The following is a 20,373-nucleotide window of genomic DNA, read 5'->3' as shown; positions in this document are numbered from 1 at the left end:
TTACGCAAAAAAAATTGGCATTTTAAGCGCCAAAAAAATATACATATGCCAATTATTTTTTCTTTTATCAAAAAGAAAGAATGATATTAGTAGTGAAAGCCTTGATGATAAAGAGGCTGTAAAGTTTTATTAAAAGTTGGCACGCTATTTGCATAACTATAAAGTAAACAAAGATTTGCATACTAGGAGGCATATATCATGGTAGTTTCTTATTCTCATGAACCATTTACAAATTTTAAGGACGAAAACAATAAACAGGTATTTCAAGAAGCATTAACATATGTGAATACACAGCTTGGCAAGACGTATCCACTTGTAATCAACGGTGAAAAAGTGGAGAGCGAAGAGAAAATTACGTCTGTTAACCCAGCAAACATAAAAGAAGTAATTGGATATGTATCTACAGTAAATAAAGATCTAGCAGAGCAAGCAATACAGTCAGCTCTAAAAGCTTTTGAAACGTGGAAAAAGTGGAAAGTAGAACACCGAGCAGATATTCTTTTCCGCGCAGCGGCCATCATTCGTCGAAGAAAGCATGAATTTTCTAGTTATCTTGTAAAAGAAGCAGGAAAGCCTTGGAACGAAGCAGATGCTGATACAGCAGAAGCAATTGATTTTTTAGAGTACTATGCACGTCAAGTCCTGACATTAAAAGACGGTTCCCCAGTACAGAGCCGAGACGGTGAGTATAATCAGTACAATTATATTTCGCTTGGCGTAGGTATTATTATTTCACCATTTAACTTCCCGTTAGCTATTATGGCTGGAACCGCAGTAGCAGCTATTGTAACCGGAAATACGATTTTATTAAAACCAGCTGATGCCACTCCTGTAGTAGCAGCGAAATTTGTAGAAGTAATGGAAGAAGCAGGATTACCAAAAGGCGTATTAAACTTTATTCCTGGTGCTACACCTGAAATTGGTGACTACTTAGTGGAACATCCAAAAACACGCTTTGTTTCATTTACCGGCTCGCGTGCAGTGGGTTGCCGCATTTACGAAAGAGCAGCAAAAGTACAGCCGGGGCAAAAATGGCTAAAACGTGTTATAGCTGAAATGGGCGGAAAAGACACGGTGGTTGTAGACAAAGATGCTGATCTTGATTTAGCAGCTTCTTCAATCGTATATTCTGCATTTGGTTTTGCAGGGCAAAAGTGCTCCGCAGGTTCTCGTGCTGTTGTGCATCAAGATGTATATGATGAAGTGCTTGAAAAAGCAGTTGCGCTAACAAAAACATTAACTGTTGGCAACCCGGAAGAAGTTTCGACTTATATGGGACCTGTTATTCACGAGGCTTCGTACAATAAAGTATTATCGTATATTGAAATTGGAAAAGAAGAAGGGCGTCTCGTTGCGGGAGGAGAAGCAGACAATTCAACTGGATACTTTATTCAGCCAACTATTTTTGCGGATGTAGATGAAAAAGCTCGTCTCATGCAAGAAGAAATTTTTGGTCCGGTAGTAGCATTCTCTAAAGCGCGAGATTTTGATCATATGATGGAGATTGCAAACAATACAGAATATGCATTAACAGGCGCTTTATTATCAAATAACCGCGAGCATATTGAACGCGCCCGTGAAGAGTTCCATGTTGGAAACCTGTATTTTAACAGAGGATGTACAGGAGCGATTGTAGGATACCAGCCTTTTGGCGGATTTAATATGTCAGGAACGGATTCAAAAGCAGGGGGACCGGATTATCTAGTTCTTCACATGCAAGCAAAAACAACATCTGAAACATTTTAATTGGAAAATAAGGAGGAATAAATATGACAACTGAAACACAAAAAACGGTGAAAATTATTGAGCAAACAGAAAAGTTTGGGGCACATAACTATCATCCGCTGCCGATTGTAATTGAAAAAGCAGAAGGCGTATGGGTACACGATCCAGAAAATAATAAATATATGGATATGCTAAGCGCGTATTCCGCTGTTAACCAAGGACATCGTCATCCGAAAATTATTGAAGCATTAAAACGTCAAGCTGATAAAGTAACGTTAACGTCACGAGCGTTTCATAATGATCAGCTTGGTCCATGGTATGAAAAGATTTGTAAATTAACAAATAAAAATATGGCTCTTCCAATGAATACGGGAGCAGAAGCGGTTGAAACAGCCATTAAAGCTGCACGCCGCTGGGCTTACGATGTGAAAGGTGTTGCTGAAAATCAAGCACAAATCATCGCATGTGTGGGCAACTTCCACGGTCGTACAATGACAGCTGTTTCATTATCATCCGAAGCAGAATATCAACGTGGTTTTGGACCGATGCTTCCAGGGCTTCAAACGATTCCTTACGGTGATTTAGAAGCGTTAAAAGCCGCTATTACACCAAATACGGCCGCATTTTTAATTGAGCCAATTCAAGGCGAAGCAGGTATCGTTTTACCTCCAGAAGGCTTCTTAAAAGCTGCAGCTGACTTATGTAAAGAACATAATGTGTTATTTATTGCGGACGAAATCCAAGTCGGCTTAGCGCGTACAGGCAAAATGTTTGCTTGTGATTGGGAAGGCGTAGAACCAGATATGCTGATTTTAGGTAAAGCGCTTGGAGGAGGAGTTTTCCCTATCTCTTGCGTAGTTGCTAACGAAGACATTTTAAGTGTTTTTAACCCTGGTTCTCATGGTTCAACGTTTGGCGGAAACCCGCTTGCTTGTGCCGTATCATTAGCTGCTTTGGAAGTAATTGAAGATGAAGAACTTCCAGCGCGTTCATTAGAATTAGGTTCTTATTTCAAGCAGAAGCTCCAAAGCTTAAGCAATCCAGTTATTAAAGAAGTGCGCGGCCGAGGCCTGTTCATCGGGGTAGAATTACACGAAGAGGCTCGTCCTTATTGTGAAAAATTAAAAGACCAAGGTTTGCTTTGTAAAGAAACGCATAGTACGGTTATTCGTTTTGCTCCGCCCCTAACGATTTCAAAAGAAGAGTTGGACTGGGCAATTGAACGAATTGAAAAAGTATTTGCTGAGTAATCGGTTTAAAATAAATAAAAATAGTACGATATGTATATATCGTACTATTTTTGTTCATATGCAGCTAAATAACGTTTTTATTTGATAGGCAGGAGGAATAGAAGTGTATACCCAACTCTCACAGCTAAGCATAGAAGAGCAAGTTGAATGTTTAACAAAAGCGTTAGTGAAAATCAAAAGTATCAATGGGACAAGCGGCGAAGTAAAGATTGCTGATTTCATTAAAAACACGCTTCAAAGTTTTCCTTATTTCAAAGAAAATCCCCTTCACGTTTGGGAACAGAAAATTAATGGCGATACGCTAGGTAGAAAAAATGTATTTGCTTTTATTCAAGGCAGCAAAAAAAATGCTCAAACAATGATTTATCACGCTCACTTAGATACGGTTGGCATTGAAGATTTTGGTCCATTAAAAGACATAGCGTTAGATCCAGAAGAACTTCAGCACTATTTCTCTATGCATAACATTAATGAAGATGTACAGCGAGATGCTCGTTCAGGTGAATGGATGTTTGGAAGAGGAGCCGTTGATATGCAAAGTGGAATTGCTGTACATTTAGCCAATGTGCTGCATTTTACTAAGCATCCAAATCAATTAGAAGGAAACGTCCTTTTTATGGTCAACCCAGATGAGGAAAGTCAGCATGCTGGAATTATTTCTGCTGTTTCTGAACTGAACCGTTTGAAAAAAGAGAAAAATCTTTCATATGTAGCAGCGATTAATACCGACTTTATTACACCTCTTTACGATGGAGATTCCACGCGCTATATTTATACAGGAGCTGCTGGGAAACTGCTTCCATGTTTTTATATTTACGGAAGGGAGGTACACGTAGGAGATACGCTTGCTGGTATAGATCCTAATTTGATTGCATCTGAGATTACGGGAAGCATCCATAACAATATTAATCTAGCTGAAAATATTGAAGGAGAGCTGGTACTGCCACCTTCCTGTCTGTATCAACGAGATAATAAAGAGGCTTATAATGTGCAAACCGCCGTAAGCAGTCATTTGTATTTTAACTATTTCATCTATGAACGAACGGCAAAAGAAGTGATGAGTCAATTAATTGGATTATCAATCGAAGCATGTGAAAAAGTAGAGAAAAAACTTTCTGATTATTACGAACTTTTTGCGCGAAGAACGAATTTACCAAAGCGAAACTTGTTTTGGAAAGTGGATGTTATGAGTTTGGAAGATTATCTGGAAGAATTGGATCAAAAAGGGATAAACGCTCAGGCTTGTATTGAACGAGCTTTCGAACAGTATGCGCATTTAGAACTTAGAACAAGGTGCTTTAAAGTAATTGAAGAACTTCAAAAGTTAGATCCGCATCAAAGTCCGCGCGTAATTGTCTTTTTTGCACCGCCTTACTTGCCTCATAATCACTTGAAGAAAGACGAAAGTAGAGATCAGCAGCTTCTTTATCCTTTACAAGCGGCTGTGGAGAAGGTTGGAAAACAGACGGGAGAGACGTTTCAGTTTAAAAAATTTTTTCCCTACCTAGCGGATGGCAGCTTTTTATCTCTTCATGAGACAGATGAGGAAATCGATGCTTTTACACGTAACTTTCCGGGGTGGGGGATTGCAGGGGCGATTCCTTTCCGTGAAATTCGAGAGTTAAATATTCCGTCCATCAATATAGGAGTATATGGGAAAGACGGACATAAGTGGACAGAGCGAGTGTATAAGCCTTATTCGTTCGGCGTCCTTCCTAAGCTGATTCAAGAAACAACTGTTCAGATGCTAAAAAGTAGGCATGCTTGTACAAACCACATATAAGAAAATGAAGAACGGAGGTACCGATGAATAGACATACAGAACAAAACCAATTACAGAGAACAATGAAAAGCAGACATTTATTTATGATTGCGTTAGGAGGCGTGATTGGAACAGGCCTATTTTTAGGTTCGGGTTTTACTATTAGCCAGGCAGGGCCGGGAGGAGCCATTCTTGCTTATATAATAGGCGGCTTCCTCATGTACTTAGTTATGCTTTGTTTAGGAGAGCTAGCGGTAGCAATGCCGGTTTCAGGTTCCTTTCAAGAATACGCTACAAGGTTTTTAGGACCTTCTACAGGCTTTATGATTGGATGGCTGTACTGGTTCAGCTGGGCAAATACGACAGGGCTTGAATTTACGTCAGCAGGAATTTTAATGCAGAGGTGGTTTCCTGATGTACCTATATGGTCATGGTGCTTGATTTTTGGCGTCATTACGTTTTTAATTAACGCTCTTTCTGCTCGAAGCTATGCTGAAACTGAGTTTTGGTTTTCGAGTATTAAAGTTACGGCTATTATTCTATTTATTTTAATTGGAGGAGCTGCTGTTTTTGGTTTTATTGATTTTAAAGGAGGAGAACCCGCACCGTTTCTTTCACATTTTACCCAAGGCGCAGGTCTTTTTCCAAATGGAATACTGGCAGTTTTATTGACTTTAGTAACGGTTAACTTTTCGTTTCAAGGAACGGAGCTTGTCGGCATTGCAGCAGGAGAAAGTGAAAGTCCTGAGAAAACGTTGCCGAGATCTATTCGAAACGTCATTTGGAGAACGCTGTTTTTCTTTGTGTTAGCTATGTTTGTTTTAGTCTCTATTCTGCCATACAAAACAGCGGGAGTTATTGAAAGTCCGTTTGTTGCCGTATTAGATCAAATTGGAATTCCCTATGCAGCGGATATCATGAACTTTGTCATTTTAACAGCTGTGTTATCCGTGGCGAACTCTGGGGTCTACGCTGCTTCCCGTATGCTTTGGTCATTGTCAAACAGCAATATGGGGCCAAAACCTTTAAAGAAATTATCTTCAAAAGGTGTTCCAATTAACGCGTTAATTGTGACGATGATTATTTCGGGATGCTCGTTGATTACAAGCGTCGTGGCTGCTGAAACCGTATATCTTTGGTTTATTTCGATTTCAGGAATGGTGACCATTATTGTTTGGATGTCCATTTGTGCCTCTCAATTTATGTTCCGCCGTCGTTTTTTAGCGGAAGGGGGAGATGTAAAGGAATTGAAATTTAAAACGCCCCTTTATCCGTTCGTTCCTATTCTAGGTTTTTGTTTGTATGGACTTGTATTAATCAGCTTAATTTTTATTCCGGATCAACGAATTGGTCTTTACTGCGGGGTCCCTTTAATTATTGTACTCTACGTGTATTATCACGTAGGAATCAAGAAAAATATTAATCAAAAACAATCGGATTCACCGGTTTATAAAGCAAAATAAAAAAGAAGTGCACCGTGCACTTCTTTTTTATTTAGAGCGGATGTCTAATCGTTTCATACGATACTGCAAGCTTTGTCTAGTCAGCCCTAGTATCTTAGCACTTTTTGAGATGTTGTGGTTGTGTTGTTCAAGCGTTTGTTTAATACATTCTGCTTCAAACGCTAACAGCTGTTCCTTTAAAGGAAGAGAAGGGTGAAAAGCGCTTGGATAAGAGGGTGCTTCACCGCTTGTTTTATCTTCAAAATGTTCATGCTGCTTTAGCTGGAACTTTGTTCTGTATTGAAAAGGAAGGTGAGAATAGTGAATAACATCTTCATCCATCACCAAGTTCATTGCACCTTCAATAATGTGTTCTAATTCCCGTACGTTTCCTGGCCAGTCATAAGAGAGAAAAGAAGACATGACTTGGTGATCTACGGTTTTTACATTCATCTGAAACAAATCATTGTATTTTTTGATGAAAAACTTTGTTAATTCAATAATATCTTCTTTTCGTTCACGAAGAGGAGGAATAAAAAGCGTCACGACGCCAAGTCGATAATATAAGTCTTTACGTAATCGATTTTCTGCAATCGCATCGATTGGGTCTTCATTCATGTTCGCGATGACTCGAACGTTCACCGGTTTGTCTACTGTATCCCCAATTCTTCGTACGGTTTTTTCTTGCAGTACTCGAAGAAGCTTAGCCTGCAGATTTGGATTCAACGAGTTGATTTCATCTAGCAGTAATGTGCCTCCTTGCGCTTGTTCGAAAAGACCAGGATTATCCATTGCACCTGTAAAAGCTCCGCGTTTCGTACCGAACAAAAGGCTTTCAATTAAATTATCCGGTAGCGCAGCGCAGTTTTGTGAAATAAAAGGAGCGGAAGAGCGGCTGCTGCCATTATGTATGCTTTGGGCAAACAGTTCTTTCCCCGTGCCTGTTTCTCCAATAATTAAGACATAAGAAGGAGTTCTAGTGGCGCGCTTAGCGTCTTCAATAACATCGTGAACGGCTTGACTGCTTCCGATGATGCTATCAAACGTAAAGCGTGTGTTTCCTTTTTGCCTAATGTTTTGCCGGATTAGACGCTCTAGTTTCGTCACGTCTTGAGCAATTTCAACCGCTCCTTGAATGACACCGTTTTTTAAAATAGGGAAGGTATTATTAATCGTCGTGATTTCTTGTCCTTGATTGTTGAAATACGTTTGTTTGACGTTAACCGTTTCTTTTCCTTTTTGCAGCGCCTGTACAAGCGTGCTTTGCTGATTTTCTTTGAACATAAACACATCTAACAAGTTTTTATGTAAAACGTCTTGTTCATCCATCAGCTCCATCTTTGTCATCTTTTCATTGTAAATAATGGTTTTTCCTGTTTCATCGACCGCATGGATACCGGCATCGACTTTATTTAAAATGGTTTCATATATATGTTTAAGAGTGCTTAATGTATCGGTCATTCAAATACTCTCCTTTAGCGGTGTTCATATCTCTATTTAAACAAAAATAGCTGAATTCTGATAGTGTTTCCATAGAAAAATAAATGAATGACCGAAGAGAAATGTTATCCGTTTACAATGGATCCTCCATTAATGTGAAGGACTTGCCCGGACATATAAGAAGAATCAGAGCTTGCCAAATATACATAGGCCGCTCCGAGCTCAGAAGGCTGTCCTGCTCGTTTCATAGGTGTGTTAGACCCAAATGTTGCAACTTGCTGTTCGTCGAACGTAGACGGAATAAGAGGTGTCCAGATGGGTCCTGGAGCTACGCCGTTTACACGAATGCCTTTTGTTGCGAGCGAAGCTGACAAAGAACGTGTGAAAGCCACGATAGCACCCTTGGTTGAAGAGTAGTCAATCAGCTGGTCATGCCCATGATAGGCTGTCACAGACGTTGTATTAATAATAGCGCTTCCTTGTTTTAAATGAGGCAATGCAGCTTTGGTCAAATGGAAAATTGAAAAAATATTCGTTTGAAACGTACGGGTAAGCTGTTCAGTCGTGATATCCGTAATACTTTTTTGAGGGTGCTGTTCAGCTGCATTATTGACTAAGATGTCTATTTTTCCGAAAGTCTGAATGGCCTTTGAGATGACTTCTTGACAAAAATGTTCATCTCCTATGTCACCAGCAAGCAACAAACAAGAAGCCCCCATTCGTTCAACTTGTTTTTTAGTTTCATTTGCATCATCATGTTCATTCAGATAGGTTACGGCAACATTTGCGCCTTCTTTCGCGTAATGATAAGCGACAGAACGTCCAATTCCGCTGTCTCCTCCGGTGATAACGGCTACTTTATTCTGTAATTTTCCGCTTGCCTTATAGTCTGGAGCGATAGAGGTAGGGACTGGATGCATATCTTTCTCAATACCTGGCTGAGTTTGCTGATGCTGAGGAGGGAAGTTTTGTTTTTGATTTTGATTCATTAGTATACACTCCTTAATTAATATGAGTATGTAAGCGTATACTAGTATTTGTTAAGAGAGTGTATCTATGCATAGGGATAAGCCTAAACGGATAAAAAAGGCTTTAAAAGAAAAAATGAATGCCGGGGGCATCCATTTTTAGCGGTAATTAATAAATTGTACGTCAATAGGTAAATCAGCGCTGCGAATAGCTGAAATAATTTGCTGCAGGTCATCACGATTTTTACCGCTTACGCGAAGCTGATCATCTTGAATTTGGCTTTTTACTTTTAAACCGGTATTTTTAATAATTGTATTTAGCTTTTTAGCGTTGTCTTTGTCGATACCTTGAATTAACTTAGCGCGCTGTCTAACCGTTCCTCCAGAAGCATTTTCAATTTTACCGTAGGAGATATTGCGTGTAGGTACGCCGCGTTTGATGAGCTTAGAAATCAGTACGTCTTTTAACTGTTCAAGCTTAAATTCATCATCAGAAATAAGAACAAGCTCTTCGTTTTCGAGCGAGATTTCGCTTTTACTGCCTTTAAAATCATAGCGGGTTTTAATTTCCTTTGTTGCCATGGTAATGCCGTTTGTTACCTCTGATAAATCAACTTGTGACACGACGTCAAATGAACTATCTTTAGCCATAATAACCTCCATATGTAAAGAGTTTGTTCTTTTATTATAAATAAAACACAAACTGTATACAACTGATATTGAATAGAGAGCCGGTAATTGATACAATACAAGTTATGCTTTTTGTTGTAAGCTATAGAAGCAGCTTTTTTAAACAATGCATGCATTTTAGTTGATTTGAAATTTGAAATGCTGTTTGATGCAAAGTGAGAAGGTATGTGGTGAAGGAACAATCACTACTAATTTATATAAAGGATGGATAGAACGATGAATGTAGAAGCTGGGATGAAAGCGTATTTAACAGTAAACCGGGAAACGCCGATTGGTTATATGTTAGCAGAAGGTGAAGGAGAAATTTTGCTACATAAAAATGAAACAACAAGAGAACTTGCTGAAGGGGAAGAAGTAGAAGTTTTTTTATACCTTGATCAGCACGACCGCTTAACGGCAACGATGCACTTACCTCTTGTTGAAGAAGGTGTCTATGAGTGGGTTGAAGTCGTAGATGTTAATCCGGGTTTAGGCGTGTTTGTAAATATCGGCATGAACAAAGATATGTTAATTGGTTCAACAGACTTACCTGCGTTAGAAGAGCTGTGGCCAGAAGTTGGAAACAAAGTTTATTGTACGATGAAGATTTCAAAGCGCGGTAAAATGTACGGGAAAATTGCTACAGACGATGTGATGAAAGCAATGGCATTAGATGCTCCACCTGAACTTTTTAATCGTGAAGTGAGCGGATATATCTACCGTGTCCTGCGCGTAGGTTCATTTATTATGACAGATGAAGGATATGTTGGATTTATTCACGAAAGCGAAAGACGTAAAGAACCGAAGCTTGGTACGCATGTAACTGGCCGCGTCATTAATGTAAAAGAAGACGGAACGCTAAACGTATCGCTTCTTCCGCGCAAACAAGAAAGCATGGATGAAGATGCACAAGTACTATACGATTACATGGAAAGCCGCGGTGGCGTTATGCCATTTTGGGATAAAAGCTATCCAGAAGATATTCGTGAGCGCTTTAATATGAGTAAAGCTGCGTTCAAACGTGCGCTTGGTAAACTGATGAAAGAAGGAAAAGTTTATCAAGAAGAAGGATGGACATATTTTAAAAAAGAAGAAAACTAAAAGGAGAAGCCGCTGAAAACTCAGCGGCTTCTTTTTATAAGTGATCAGTTTTTTTAGAAAATGAATGTTTTCCAAGCTCACGGTTATGCTTAGCTTGCAGATTCTTTTCGTGAAGCTTTGCGTTATTATCTTTTGCTTTTTTATCGTTATCGCTCGTTTTTGGCATTGTGATACACCCCTTTTTGATCGTACCTTTAGAATGCCCTGACCTCTTTAAATTATTCGATGGTTTCGTTCAAAAAGAAGACTGCAATTGTCCCTGGGCCAGAATGAGAACCTATGGCTGCACCAATAATATTAATAATAAAATGTTTGGTGCCAAAACGTTCTTGAATCATCTCTTTCAGCTGAAGAGCTGTTTCTAAATCATCTCCATGGCTAATTCCAATGGTTTGAGAAGAGAGATTTTTTCCTCGCTCTTCCATCACGTCAAGCATGCGTTTAAATACTTTTTTACGGCCGCGGATTTTTTCGATTGGAATCAATTTTCCATCTTCCACATGAAGCAGCGGCTTAATATTAAGCAGACCTCCTACAAAAGCAGAAGCTTTGCTCACGCGGCCTCCTTGAGCAAGAAAATCCAAGTCATCAACCGTAAAAATATGCTCCATATGCAGAGCGTATTGCTTTATTTTTTCTGTCATTTCTACTAGCGAGAGGTTTTGGTGTAATAATTGTGCTGCATAATAAGTAACTACTCCCTGGCCAAGAGATGCACATTTCGTATCGATTATTTCTAATTGGAAATCGGGATACTTTTCTAGGAGTTCTTCTCGAATCATCATTGCTGTTTGATATGTACCGGATAATTCTGAAGAAAAAGCTAAATAAATACACGAATCACCTGATTTAGCTATGTTGTCAAAGACTTCATACATAGTAGTTGGAGCCGCTTGAGATGTTTTTGGCATTTTGCCTTTACGGATGGCTTCGTAGACAGAAGCTGGTTCAATCGTTTGTAGATCTAAAAATTCTTGATTATCCAAGCTTACGCGAAGCGGTAAAAAGCCAACGTTATTTTCTTGAAAAAAGGATAAAGGCAAATCGCTTGCACTATCGGTTAAAAGTTTAATTGACATAAATGTCACCTTCCTAATTGCATTTATAAAATATGAAATGAGTTTGATGTATAAACATTGAAAAGCGTTATATACGACATAGTATTAGTGTATAAGCACTTTGAGGAAAATACAATTTTTGAATAAGTTTTTTTAATTCTGCCAAATCGTACATACTATATGTACTAACTATTTTAAAGATGCTGACTTTATTCATTTTATAAATGGGTATAAGGAAGTAAGAAGTGTTAAAAAGCGGAGGTCGGTCATTTGAATATGTGGCTTGAAACAAAAAAAGCGATAGTCGTCTTAGTAGGAGCATTATTGAATGCGCTTGCGCTCAACTTGTTTTTGATACCTGCTAATGTATATTCGAGCGGCTTTACGGGAGTAGCACAGCTTGTTTCGAGTATCGTGACAGATTACACTCCTTTTACTATTTCCACTGGAGTGCTGCTGTTGTTGTTAAATATTCCTGTAACTATTTTAGGGTGGAAAAAAGTGGGGAAGTCATTTACTGTTTACAGTTTTATCAGCGTTGCTGCAACAACTTTGTTTCTTGGAATTATTCCTATTCAAGCACTTTCTAAAGACATCATCCTTAACGCAGTTTTTGGAGGGGTTATTTTAGCGGTAGGGGTAGGAATTACATTGAAATTTGGAGCTTCAACTGGTGGGCTCGATATTATTGCCCTGATTTTGTCTCGAGTAAAAGACCGACCAATTGGCACTTATATGTTCATATTAAATGCAATTATTATCGTGCTAGCAGGTCTTTTATATGGTGCTGAGAAGTCACTCTATACGCTTGTGACGCTTTATACGACCACTCGCGTCATTGATGTTATTCATACGCGTCATGTCAAACTTACAGCAATGATCGTAACAAAAAAAGGAGTGGAGCTAAGAAAGGCGATTCATGCCAAACTCGTGCGAGGGATTACGGCGGTACCGGCTAAAGGAGGCTTCACAAACGAAGATAAAGAAATGCTAATGATTGTTTTAACTAGGTATGAATTATTTGACTTGGAACGAGTAATTAAAGAGGTGGATCCTAAGGCATTTACTAATATCGTTCAAACAACGGGAATCTTTGGTTTGTTTCGCAAAGATTAAAAAGAGTCCAGGTATTCATTACCTGGACTCTTTTTTATTAATGTGTGCCTTTTAAGTCATTAGAAAGTTCTTGAAGCTGAGCTTGTTCTTCAGGAGAAGCATTTTGCTGTGCATGAGACAGCATATCAGCTGCAATGTTTTCATCAGAAGCTGCAGACGTATGAGCCTGAGACGTTTGATGATTTTGACCAGCAGCTCCCAATGTATTCTGAAGCTGTTGAAGCTGAGCTTGTTCTTCAGGAGAAGCGCTTTGCTGTGCATGAGACAGCATATCAGCTGCTACGTTTTCACTAGACGTGTGAGCTTCACCGTGAGCGTGAGACTGACCGCCCTCTAAAGTGCTTTGAAGCTGTTTAAGCTGGCTTTTTTCTTCAGGAGAAGCATTTTGCTGTGCATGAGATAATATATCAGCTGCCACGCTTTCACTGGACGTGTGAGCTTCACCGTGAGCGTGAGACTGACCGCCTTCTAAAGTGCTTTGAAGCTGTTCAAGCTGTGCCTTCTCTTCGGAAGAAGCATTCTGAACGATATGAGACAGCGTATCGGACGTAATGTCTGCACTTTTCTCGCGCCCATGTGATTCTCCATCTGTATCATACGCTTGATGCAATGAGTTTTGGAATTGCTTCAGCTGCTCTTGCTCCTCAGGAGAAGCGTTAGAAGCAATACTATTTAATACGCCTTCTGAAATATCAAGTTCACCGTTGCCGTGCTTTTGACGATGAAGCTGATCTTCTGAATGGCCGGATACTGCGTTTCGAATCGCATCTTTTACTTGACCAAAAAGTGAATTTTTCATAAGTTACTGTCCTCCATGAGGAGTTTGGCGCTGGTGAGCTTGAAATGCTTCTGCCTCCGCCATAGTCATATGATAAGGAATTCGTTCATCATGTTTTTGAACTGCGTCTGCACCTTGTTTCACAAAACGTTTTGATCGATTGCCTCTGCCCATCATAAATTCCTCCTCGTAATATAAATAAAACCGACACCTTAAGAAGTGTCGGTTATAGTGTGTGCTAAATAAAAAAAATGATAGCGATAAAAATTTACCTTGCTTTTCAAAAAAAGCTAAGTTATAAATTTAACGTTTTTTCCAAATAATAAGCAATACCATCATTTTCATTCGATTTTGTTACTTCACGCGCTAGCTGCTTTAATTCGCTAATACCATTTTCCATGGCGATACCGTGTCCTGCAAATTTAATCATTTCAAAATCATTGTCTTCATCTCCAAATGCAATAATTCGTTCGCGAGGAATTTGATAATGATTAGCTACGCGCTCAAGACCTACAGCTTTATTAAGTCCTTTTTTTACAATTTCAACGACATGCCAAGGTGCTCCCCAGCGTCTATGTTCTAGTACTTCTGCATGAACATCTGAAAGGTGAGAGCGTATATCTTGTACATGTTCTTCATCTGCGTGAATTAAAATAGACGTTGGATCGTGCTGCAGCGTATGACGCAAATCACCCGTTTGTAATTTAGGATCCCCTAGGCTGAGTACATCCATTAATTTTCGATCTTCAAAATGAAGATACACATCATCTTGTACTTCTGCCATGATATTGTTGATGCGATAGTCTTGCATAGCTGTCACAATGTCATGAACAGTTCGGCGATTTAAAGGTTCGTGATGCGTGCCAAAATCAGGCTGAAGGGGATGATGGACAAGCGCTCCGTTAAAGTTTACGATAGGCGTGGATAAATCTAATTCGCTGTAATACATAGCACTGGAACGATAAGGTCTTCCAGTTGCAATCATTACAATATGTCCGTCTTGTTTGGCTTTTTCTAACACCCGTTTTGTTTTAGGTGAAATGGTTTTTTCATTCGTTAACAATGTTCCATCCAGATCTAAGGCGATTAAGTGTTGATCGTTTCTCATATAGGGCTCCTTTTAAATTGAAGTAGTTATACGATTATATTGAATTCTACTAGTATTCATGCTTGTATTCCCATATTTTACACAACTTTTCCTTATGAGCAAAGCAGAACGATTGACATGCAAAAGTTGTCTTGTTACGGTGTAAGACATAGTTATTGATTGCTTACGATAAATTGTTTAAGGGTATATTTAATACGTGAAGATAATTACGGAAGTAAAAGAAAGGAGAATGAATATGGATAAACAGTTAGAAGATAAAATCATGGAATCACTAGAAGAAGTAATTGATCCAGAGCTTGGCGTTGATATCGTAAATTTAGGCTTAGTTTACGGGGTGGAAATGGAAGAAAACAACACGGTTATCGTGACGATGACGTTAACTTCTATTGGGTGCCCGCTAGCGGGTGTGATTGGCGAACAAGTGAAAAAACAATTAATTTCGCTTGAAGAAGTAGAAAATGTAGAAGTGAATATCACATTTAACCCGCCATGGGATAAAGATCGCATGACGCGCTACGCTAAAATTGCATTAGGTGTTCAATAAGAAAAAAAGCCATCAACGATGGCTTTTTTTCTTATTCAATTCTGCACAATTCCACAGGGCAGTCTTCACAGTCTATTTCTTTCTTTAAAAAAGAGAGCTTATGAATGATAATTTTTCCATCTGTCATTGAGATTACTTCATTTTTTCGCAACTCAGCGAGCATACGATTGACCACTTCTCGGGATGTCCCGCATAGATTAGCGATCTCTTGATTTGTCAACGTTACGTTTAATAAAATACCATTTGGCTTCATTACCCCAAAACTATTGGACATGCGAATCAGAGTAGAATAGAGAGCTCCTTTTTTTCCATTTAGAATTAAGTCTCTAAACTTTGTCTGCATTCGCTTAATTTGAAGTCCCATCCACTTCATGTACTCCATGGAAAGAGCAGGGTATTGTGCTAGTTCGTTTTCTAACACCCGTTTTTGAATGCTGATCGCTGTACAAGGTTCAATGGCTTTTGCTTGAAGCATATGGGGAGTAGATCCGCAAAACAGCATAACTTCCCCGATTAAGTCTCCTGAACTTGCCAGCTGAAGCGTCAGTTCGCGTCCTTCCGGCGTCACTTTACTTACTTGTACAGCTCCAGAAGTAATAAAAAATAAATGAGTTGAAGGTGAACCTTCTTGAAAGAGAAAGTCACCTTTTTTAAACGAAATTTTATGATCAAAGTCCATAAAAAATTGCTGCAGCTCATTTGAAAAAGAATCCGTTGTGATGTTCATCATGTTATCACCTTTTACTCAAAATTTTTGCGACTGTTACTTATTAATCTATTAAGTTAGAACAGTCTGTATATCCTGTACGTCCACTAGCCGTATGAAGAAATGTCATACGGATGATTTTTATCGATACTCTTATTATACACAAAAACAACCAGTGTTTTCCAAAACTATCTGTGAACAATTTCTAAACAAAAATAGAAAGATAGTTATAAAAATAAAAACTTATGAATAAATAAAAATGTTTAAAAATATAGAATAAAGTGTTGGTTTTTTTAAATATTCATTTGATTTTATTTTTATACGGTATTATAATGATAAATAATTCAAATAGATACGTGGAAAAAGGAGTTTTAAAATGAAAGAATACAAGGTAGGAATTGTTGGAGCAACAGGGTATGGAGGAGTAGAACTGATTCGTTTGTTAGCGAATCACCCGCATTTTCATGTTTATGCAGTTTATTCATCCTCTCAGGATGGGATGGAACTAGCAGAAGTTTATCCTCACCTTTCTAATACTGTATATACACTGCAAGATATAAACCCTAAGAACATGGCCAAAGAATTAGACTTAGTGTTTACAGCAACTCCGTCCGGTGTTTCTAGCAAACTTGTACCTCAATTAATAGAAGAAGGAATAAAAGTGGTAGATCTATCTGGAGATTTTAGATTAAAAACAGAAGCTCTTTATGAAAAGTGGTACAAAAAGCCTGCTGCAGCCGAAGCGTTTTTACAACAGTCCGTGTATGGGTTAGCGGAATGGTTTGCAGAAGAAGTTGAAAGCAGTACGTTCGTTGCGAACCCGGGTTGTTATCCAACAGCTACACTGCTTGGGCTAGCTCCTCTCGTTAGTAAACAAATGGTGAGATCAAACTCTATTATCATTGATGCAAAGTCCGGAATTTCAGGAGCAGGACGTGGTCTTTCGCAAATGGCTCATTATGCTGAAATCAATGAAAATATGAAAATATACAAAGTTAATCAGCATCAGCATATCCCAGAAATTGAATCTATTTTAGAAAAGTGGGATGAGGAAATTGGCCATGTTACGTTCAGTACGCACTTAGTTCCAATGACGCGAGGGATTATGAGTACGATATACGCTGAACTTTCTGAAGAGAGCTCAGTACAAGAGCTTCATCAGCTATATGTAGATACATATCAAAACTCCCCATTCGTTCGCGTTCGAAAAGCTGGTGAATTTCCGTCTACTAAAGAAGTAAGTGCATCAAATTATTGCGATATTGGTATTGCATTTGACGAACGAACAAAGCGTGTCACGATTGTTTCTGTCATTGATAACTTAGTTAAAGGGGCAGCCGGTCAGGCCATTCAAAATGCCAATATCATGATGGGATTTGAACAGCAAACGGGTATTGGACTACTGCCTGTCTTCCCATAAAAGCACAGCATCACTAATCACGATAAAAGCAGGAGGGAACGTATAGTGATTACGGTTAAACAAACGAAAGAAAAGATAAAGAAAATAGAGAACGGTACAATTGTAACGCCGCTAGGTTTTTCAGCAGATGGCGTTCACGCTGGTTTACGTTATGCTAAAAAAGATTTAGGAGTTATTGTAAGTGATGTGCCAGCTAATTGCGCAGCTGTTTACACGCTTAATGCTTTCCAAGCAGCGCCTTTAGCTGTTACAAAAGAAAGTGTAGCAGTAGAGCAGAAGCTGCAAGCGATCGTTGTGAACAGCGCATGTGCAAATGCATGTACTGGAGAACAAGGATTAAAAGATGCATACCAAATGCGAAATACATGTGCAGAAAAGCTTAATATTCTACCTCATCATGTAGCGGTAGCTTCTACAGGGGTAATTGGAGAGCTTCTAGATATGGAAAAAATCGTGAAGGGCATTGGGTTATTAAGTCCTTCGTCGAACAAAGAAAAAGCAGAAGAATTTCAAACGGCTATTTTAACAACAGATACCGTAATGAAGTCAACTTGCTATCAAACAGCCATTGACGGCAAAACGGTTACGATTGGCGGCACAGCGAAAGGATCAGGTATGATTCACCCGAATATGGCTACGATGCTTAGCTTTATCACAACGGATGCTAAGGTTGAAGCTTCAGTACTACAAGATGCGCTGGGTTCTATTACAAATAAAAGCTTTAATCAAATTACAGTAGATGGTGATACGTCTACGAATGATATGGTTGTTGTTTTAGCAAATGGAAAAGCTGATCACCAGTCGCTTACACCAGATCATCCTGAATGGACGTCATTTTATGAAGCACTGCGCTTGACGTGTGAAGATTTAGCCAAACAAATTGCACGCGACGGTGAAGGAGCAACAAAACTAATTGAAGTAAACGTATCTGGTGCTCATACAAACGAAGAGGCAAATGTGATTGCTAAACAAATTGTAGGCTCGAACTTAGTGAAAACGGCCATGTATGGAGCCGATGCCAATTGGGGACGAATTATTTGTTCAGTTGGCTACAGCGGCGTAGCGCTTAATCCAGAAGCGGTGAACGTTTCGTTAGGTGATATCCAAATGCTAAAAAACAGCCAGCCTGTTTCATTTAGTGAAGAAGAAGCAAAAGCTTATTTAGAAAATGATACGGTTGAAGTCTATGTTGACTTGCAGCAGGGAAATGGAATTGGCAAGGCGTGGGGCTGCGATTTGACTTACGATTATGTGAAAATCAACGCCAGTTATCGAACGTAAGGAGAGAGTGAAATGAGCAGTGAAAAAATCGTCGTTGTAAAATGCGGAGGCAGCATTATCAATCAGTTAACAAGCGCTTTTTTTGAAAGTATTCAGCAGTTAAAAGCGAGTGGATATCAGATCATTGTTGTGCACGGAGGCGGGCCTGATATTCAAGATACGCTTACCAAGCTTCACATTGAAACGGAATTTGTAGATGGGCTTCGAAAAACGTCCAAAGAAGCATTAGAAGTTGTGACGATGGTATTAGCAGGCAAAGTTAATAAGCATCTTGTAAAAGAACTACAAAAAGCGAACTTAAAAGCAGTAGGACTATCAGGAATTGATGGATCTTTGCTTAAAGCAGAGGCTATCGATGTTGAACGTCTAGGTTACGTTGGAGAAGTAAAAGGCGTAAACGATACATTATTAAAACAACTAACTGACAGTCAGTACATTCCGGTTATTTCTTCCATTGGAGCCGATGAAGAAGGTAATAGCTATAATATTAATGCTGACGTGGCAGCCGGAGCCGTTGCACAAGCAGTAAATGCTGAAAAGCTGATGTTTGTGACGGATGTAAAAGGTGTATTAAAGGATGGAGCATTGCTTCCTGAACTTACAAAGTCAGAGATTGATGCACTTATTGAAGAAAAAGTAATTTACGGCGGAATGATTCCAAAAGTGACATCAGCGGTAAATGCGTTATCTCCTTTACTTGAAGAAGTTCATATTATTAGCGGAACTGATGGATTTTTAGATAAGGAAGGAAAGCTGATTGGTACAGCAATTAAATATAGTGGAAAAGGTGGAGAAGATAGCGATGAGTTCATTGTTTCCAACATATCAACGGTTTGATATCCATGTGGAAGAGGCGCAAGGAACAAAATTAATAGATAACAAAGGAAATGAGTATTTAGATTTTATTTCAGGTATCGCTGTCTGTAACGTAGGCCATCGTCATCCTGATGTTCAAAAAGCGATCGAAGAGCAGTTAAATAAAGTGTGGCACGTGTCAAATTTATTTCATCAATCGATTCAAGAAGATGTAGCAGGTAAGCTTGTGGAACATTCAAACGGTGATGCAGTATTCTTCTGTAACAGCGGTGCAGAAGCCAACGAAGCGGCGATTAAATTAGCGCGCAAGTACACGCAAAAACATAAAATCATTACCTTTACAAAATCATTTCATGGACGTACATTTGCTACCATGACAGCTACAGGGCAGGCAAAAATTCATGATGGCTTCGGTCCTCTTGTTAATGAGTTTGTTTACGTGCCATACAATGATGAAGAAGCATTAAAACAGGAAATGGACGACAGCGTAGCAGCAATTATGGTTGAAGTCATTCAAGGAGAAGGCGGAGTTGTTCCAGGAACCGAAGCATTTTTATTAACTATTCAAGAGCTGTGTAAAAAGCACGAAGCACTGTTTATAGTCGATGAAGTGCAAACTGGAATCGGCAGAACAGGAAAACCATTTGCCTATCAGCATTTTAATGTGTCACCAGATATTATTACAGCAGCTAAAGGGTTAGGAAGCGGAATGCCGGTTGGTGCGATGATTGGAAAAGGCTATCTCAAAGAAGCGTTTGGACCTGGTACTCACGGAACAACCTTTGGAGGAAATCCAATTGCATTAGCTTCAGCTAAAGCAACTTTAAACATTATTTTTAACGAAGCATTTTTAGCAGAGGTTGCAGAAAAAAGCCTTTATTTTACCAACGCTTTGAAAAATAGCGTAGCAGATTATTCATTTGTAAAAGATGTTCGCGGAAAAGGTTTTATGATTGGAATTGAATGCGGAGAACATCAGTCGGCATTGCTTGCAGCAATGCGTGAAAAAGGATTGCTAGCACTGGGAGCAGGACCGCATGTAGTACGATTGCTGCCGCCTTTAACTGTAACAAAAGAAGAGTTAGACCAAGCGATTCATATCATTGAAGAAGCATTTAGCCAAACAAAAATTACTTCATAATACAAATTTTTTTGAATATGTTTGTATAAAAATTCTGTTTTATAAATA

The 20,373-nt window shown here is 39.0% G+C and carries 20 protein-coding genes; 11 read left to right on the top strand and 9 right to left on the bottom strand.

Features of this window, described 5'->3' with window-relative positions:
- The first annotated feature begins 198 nt into the window (after positions 1-198).
- From pruA to ACRPLQ_RS16070, 4 genes are all read left to right on the top strand, one after another.
- Positions 199-1,746: an L-glutamate gamma-semialdehyde dehydrogenase gene (pruA, locus tag ACRPLQ_RS16085; protein ID WP_432236164.1), complete on the top strand. Its 1,548-nt coding sequence runs from the start codon at positions 199-201 to the stop codon at positions 1,744-1,746.
- A gap of 23 nt (positions 1,747-1,769) precedes the next feature.
- Positions 1,770-2,975: an ornithine--oxo-acid transaminase gene (locus tag ACRPLQ_RS16080; protein WP_013055371.1), complete on the top strand. Its 1,206-nt coding sequence runs from the start codon at positions 1,770-1,772 to the stop codon at positions 2,973-2,975.
- A gap of 103 nt (positions 2,976-3,078) precedes the next feature.
- Complete coding sequence (locus tag ACRPLQ_RS16075; RefSeq protein WP_432232127.1) at positions 3,079-4,758, top strand: M20/M25/M40 family metallo-hydrolase; 1,680 nt, start codon at positions 3,079-3,081, stop codon at positions 4,756-4,758.
- A gap of 23 nt (positions 4,759-4,781) precedes the next feature.
- Positions 4,782-6,200 (top strand): amino acid permease, encoded by a 1,419-nt coding sequence (locus ACRPLQ_RS16070; protein ID WP_098113546.1) that lies wholly within the window; start codon positions 4,782-4,784, stop codon positions 6,198-6,200.
- 27 nt (positions 6,201-6,227) lie between these two features.
- On the opposite strand, the gene ACRPLQ_RS16065 is transcribed toward ACRPLQ_RS16070, so the two are convergent.
- The 3 genes from ACRPLQ_RS16065 to ACRPLQ_RS16055 form a co-directional block, all read right to left on the bottom strand.
- Complete coding sequence (locus tag ACRPLQ_RS16065; protein ID WP_432236163.1) at positions 6,228-7,640, bottom strand: sigma-54 interaction domain-containing protein; 1,413 nt, start codon at positions 7,638-7,640, stop codon at positions 6,228-6,230.
- A 104-nt stretch (positions 7,641-7,744) separates the two neighbouring features.
- Positions 7,745-8,608, bottom strand: coding sequence for an SDR family oxidoreductase (locus tag ACRPLQ_RS16060; RefSeq protein WP_367077539.1), 864 nt, complete (start codon positions 8,606-8,608; stop codon positions 7,745-7,747).
- Between the two features lie 138 nt (positions 8,609-8,746).
- Positions 8,747-9,238, bottom strand: coding sequence for a YajQ family cyclic di-GMP-binding protein (locus ACRPLQ_RS16055; protein WP_014461618.1), 492 nt, complete (start codon positions 9,236-9,238; stop codon positions 8,747-8,749).
- 255 nt (positions 9,239-9,493) lie between these two features.
- Between ACRPLQ_RS16055 and ACRPLQ_RS16050 the strand changes: the two genes are divergently transcribed.
- Entirely contained in the window at positions 9,494-10,357 is an 864-nt protein-coding gene (locus ACRPLQ_RS16050; RefSeq protein ID WP_432232125.1) for a CvfB family protein, read from the top strand.
- 34 nt (positions 10,358-10,391) lie between these two features.
- On the opposite strand, the gene ACRPLQ_RS16045 is transcribed toward ACRPLQ_RS16050, so the two are convergent.
- Entirely contained in the window at positions 10,392-10,523 is a 132-nt protein-coding gene (locus ACRPLQ_RS16045; RefSeq protein WP_013055378.1) for a DUF3941 domain-containing protein, read from the bottom strand.
- Between the two features lie 52 nt (positions 10,524-10,575).
- Positions 10,576-11,436 (bottom strand): DegV family protein, encoded by an 861-nt coding sequence (locus ACRPLQ_RS16040; RefSeq protein ID WP_154973607.1) that lies wholly within the window; start codon positions 11,434-11,436, stop codon positions 10,576-10,578.
- Positions 11,437-11,691: 255 nt separating this feature from the next.
- On the opposite strand from ACRPLQ_RS16040, the gene ACRPLQ_RS16035 reads away from it, so the two are divergent.
- The gene (locus ACRPLQ_RS16035) at positions 11,692-12,531 is read left to right on the top strand and encodes a YitT family protein (protein ID WP_025749916.1); all 840 of its coding nucleotides are present in this window, start codon (positions 11,692-11,694) and stop codon (positions 12,529-12,531) included.
- A 37-nt stretch (positions 12,532-12,568) separates the two neighbouring features.
- Here ACRPLQ_RS16035 and ACRPLQ_RS16030 read toward each other — a convergent pair whose 3' ends face one another.
- The 3 genes from ACRPLQ_RS16030 to ACRPLQ_RS16020 all read right to left on the bottom strand — a co-directional run bounded on the left by ACRPLQ_RS16030 (position 12,569) and on the right by ACRPLQ_RS16020 (position 14,417).
- Entirely contained in the window at positions 12,569-13,330 is a 762-nt protein-coding gene (locus ACRPLQ_RS16030; RefSeq protein ID WP_367077537.1) for a DUF3813 family protein, read from the bottom strand.
- 3 nt (positions 13,331-13,333) lie between these two features.
- A complete protein-coding gene (locus ACRPLQ_RS16025; RefSeq protein WP_162200718.1) occupies positions 13,334-13,483 on the bottom strand; it encodes a hypothetical protein in 150 nt (49 codons plus the stop codon).
- A 121-nt stretch (positions 13,484-13,604) separates the two neighbouring features.
- The gene (locus ACRPLQ_RS16020; protein WP_028412391.1) at positions 13,605-14,417 is read right to left on the bottom strand and encodes a Cof-type HAD-IIB family hydrolase; all 813 of its coding nucleotides are present in this window, start codon (positions 14,415-14,417) and stop codon (positions 13,605-13,607) included.
- Positions 14,418-14,652: 235 nt separating this feature from the next.
- Here ACRPLQ_RS16020 and ACRPLQ_RS16015 point away from each other — a divergent pair, with 235 nt between their 5' ends.
- The gene (locus ACRPLQ_RS16015; RefSeq protein WP_013055384.1) at positions 14,653-14,961 is read left to right on the top strand and encodes a metal-sulfur cluster assembly factor; all 309 of its coding nucleotides are present in this window, start codon (positions 14,653-14,655) and stop codon (positions 14,959-14,961) included.
- Positions 14,962-14,992: 31 nt separating this feature from the next.
- Here ACRPLQ_RS16015 and ACRPLQ_RS16010 read toward each other — a convergent pair whose 3' ends face one another.
- Positions 14,993-15,691, bottom strand: a complete 699-nt coding sequence (locus tag ACRPLQ_RS16010) for a Crp/Fnr family transcriptional regulator (protein ID WP_033578032.1) — start codon at positions 15,689-15,691, stop codon at positions 14,993-14,995.
- A gap of 352 nt (positions 15,692-16,043) precedes the next feature.
- Between ACRPLQ_RS16010 and argC the strand changes: the two genes are divergently transcribed.
- Genes argC through ACRPLQ_RS15990 form a run of 4 tightly spaced genes read left to right on the top strand, consistent with a single transcriptional unit; the run spans position 16,044 to position 20,325 of the window.
- Positions 16,044-17,087 carry an N-acetyl-gamma-glutamyl-phosphate reductase gene (argC, locus tag ACRPLQ_RS16005; RefSeq protein ID WP_165635458.1) on the top strand — a complete coding sequence of 348 codons (1,044 nt, stop codon included), beginning with the start codon at positions 16,044-16,046 and terminating at the stop codon, positions 17,085-17,087.
- A gap of 45 nt (positions 17,088-17,132) precedes the next feature.
- Complete coding sequence (argJ, locus tag ACRPLQ_RS16000) at positions 17,133-18,368, top strand: bifunctional ornithine acetyltransferase/N-acetylglutamate synthase (RefSeq protein WP_028412388.1); 1,236 nt, start codon at positions 17,133-17,135, stop codon at positions 18,366-18,368.
- Positions 18,369-18,380: 12 nt separating this feature from the next.
- Positions 18,381-19,205, top strand: a complete 825-nt coding sequence (gene argB / locus ACRPLQ_RS15995; RefSeq protein WP_033578035.1) for an acetylglutamate kinase — start codon at positions 18,381-18,383, stop codon at positions 19,203-19,205.
- A complete protein-coding gene (locus ACRPLQ_RS15990; RefSeq protein ID WP_028412386.1) occupies positions 19,171-20,325 on the top strand; it encodes an acetylornithine transaminase in 1,155 nt (384 codons plus the stop codon). Before argB ends, ACRPLQ_RS15990 begins: the two co-directional genes overlap by 35 nt.
- Positions 20,326-20,373 lie beyond the last annotated feature (48 nt).

This window comes from Priestia sp. TRN 1309 (assembly GCF_050846875.1).
GTDB lineage: Bacteria > Bacillota > Bacilli > Bacillales > Bacillaceae_H > Priestia > Priestia zanthoxyli.
This window is presented reverse-complemented; position numbering and strand designations above follow the sequence as displayed.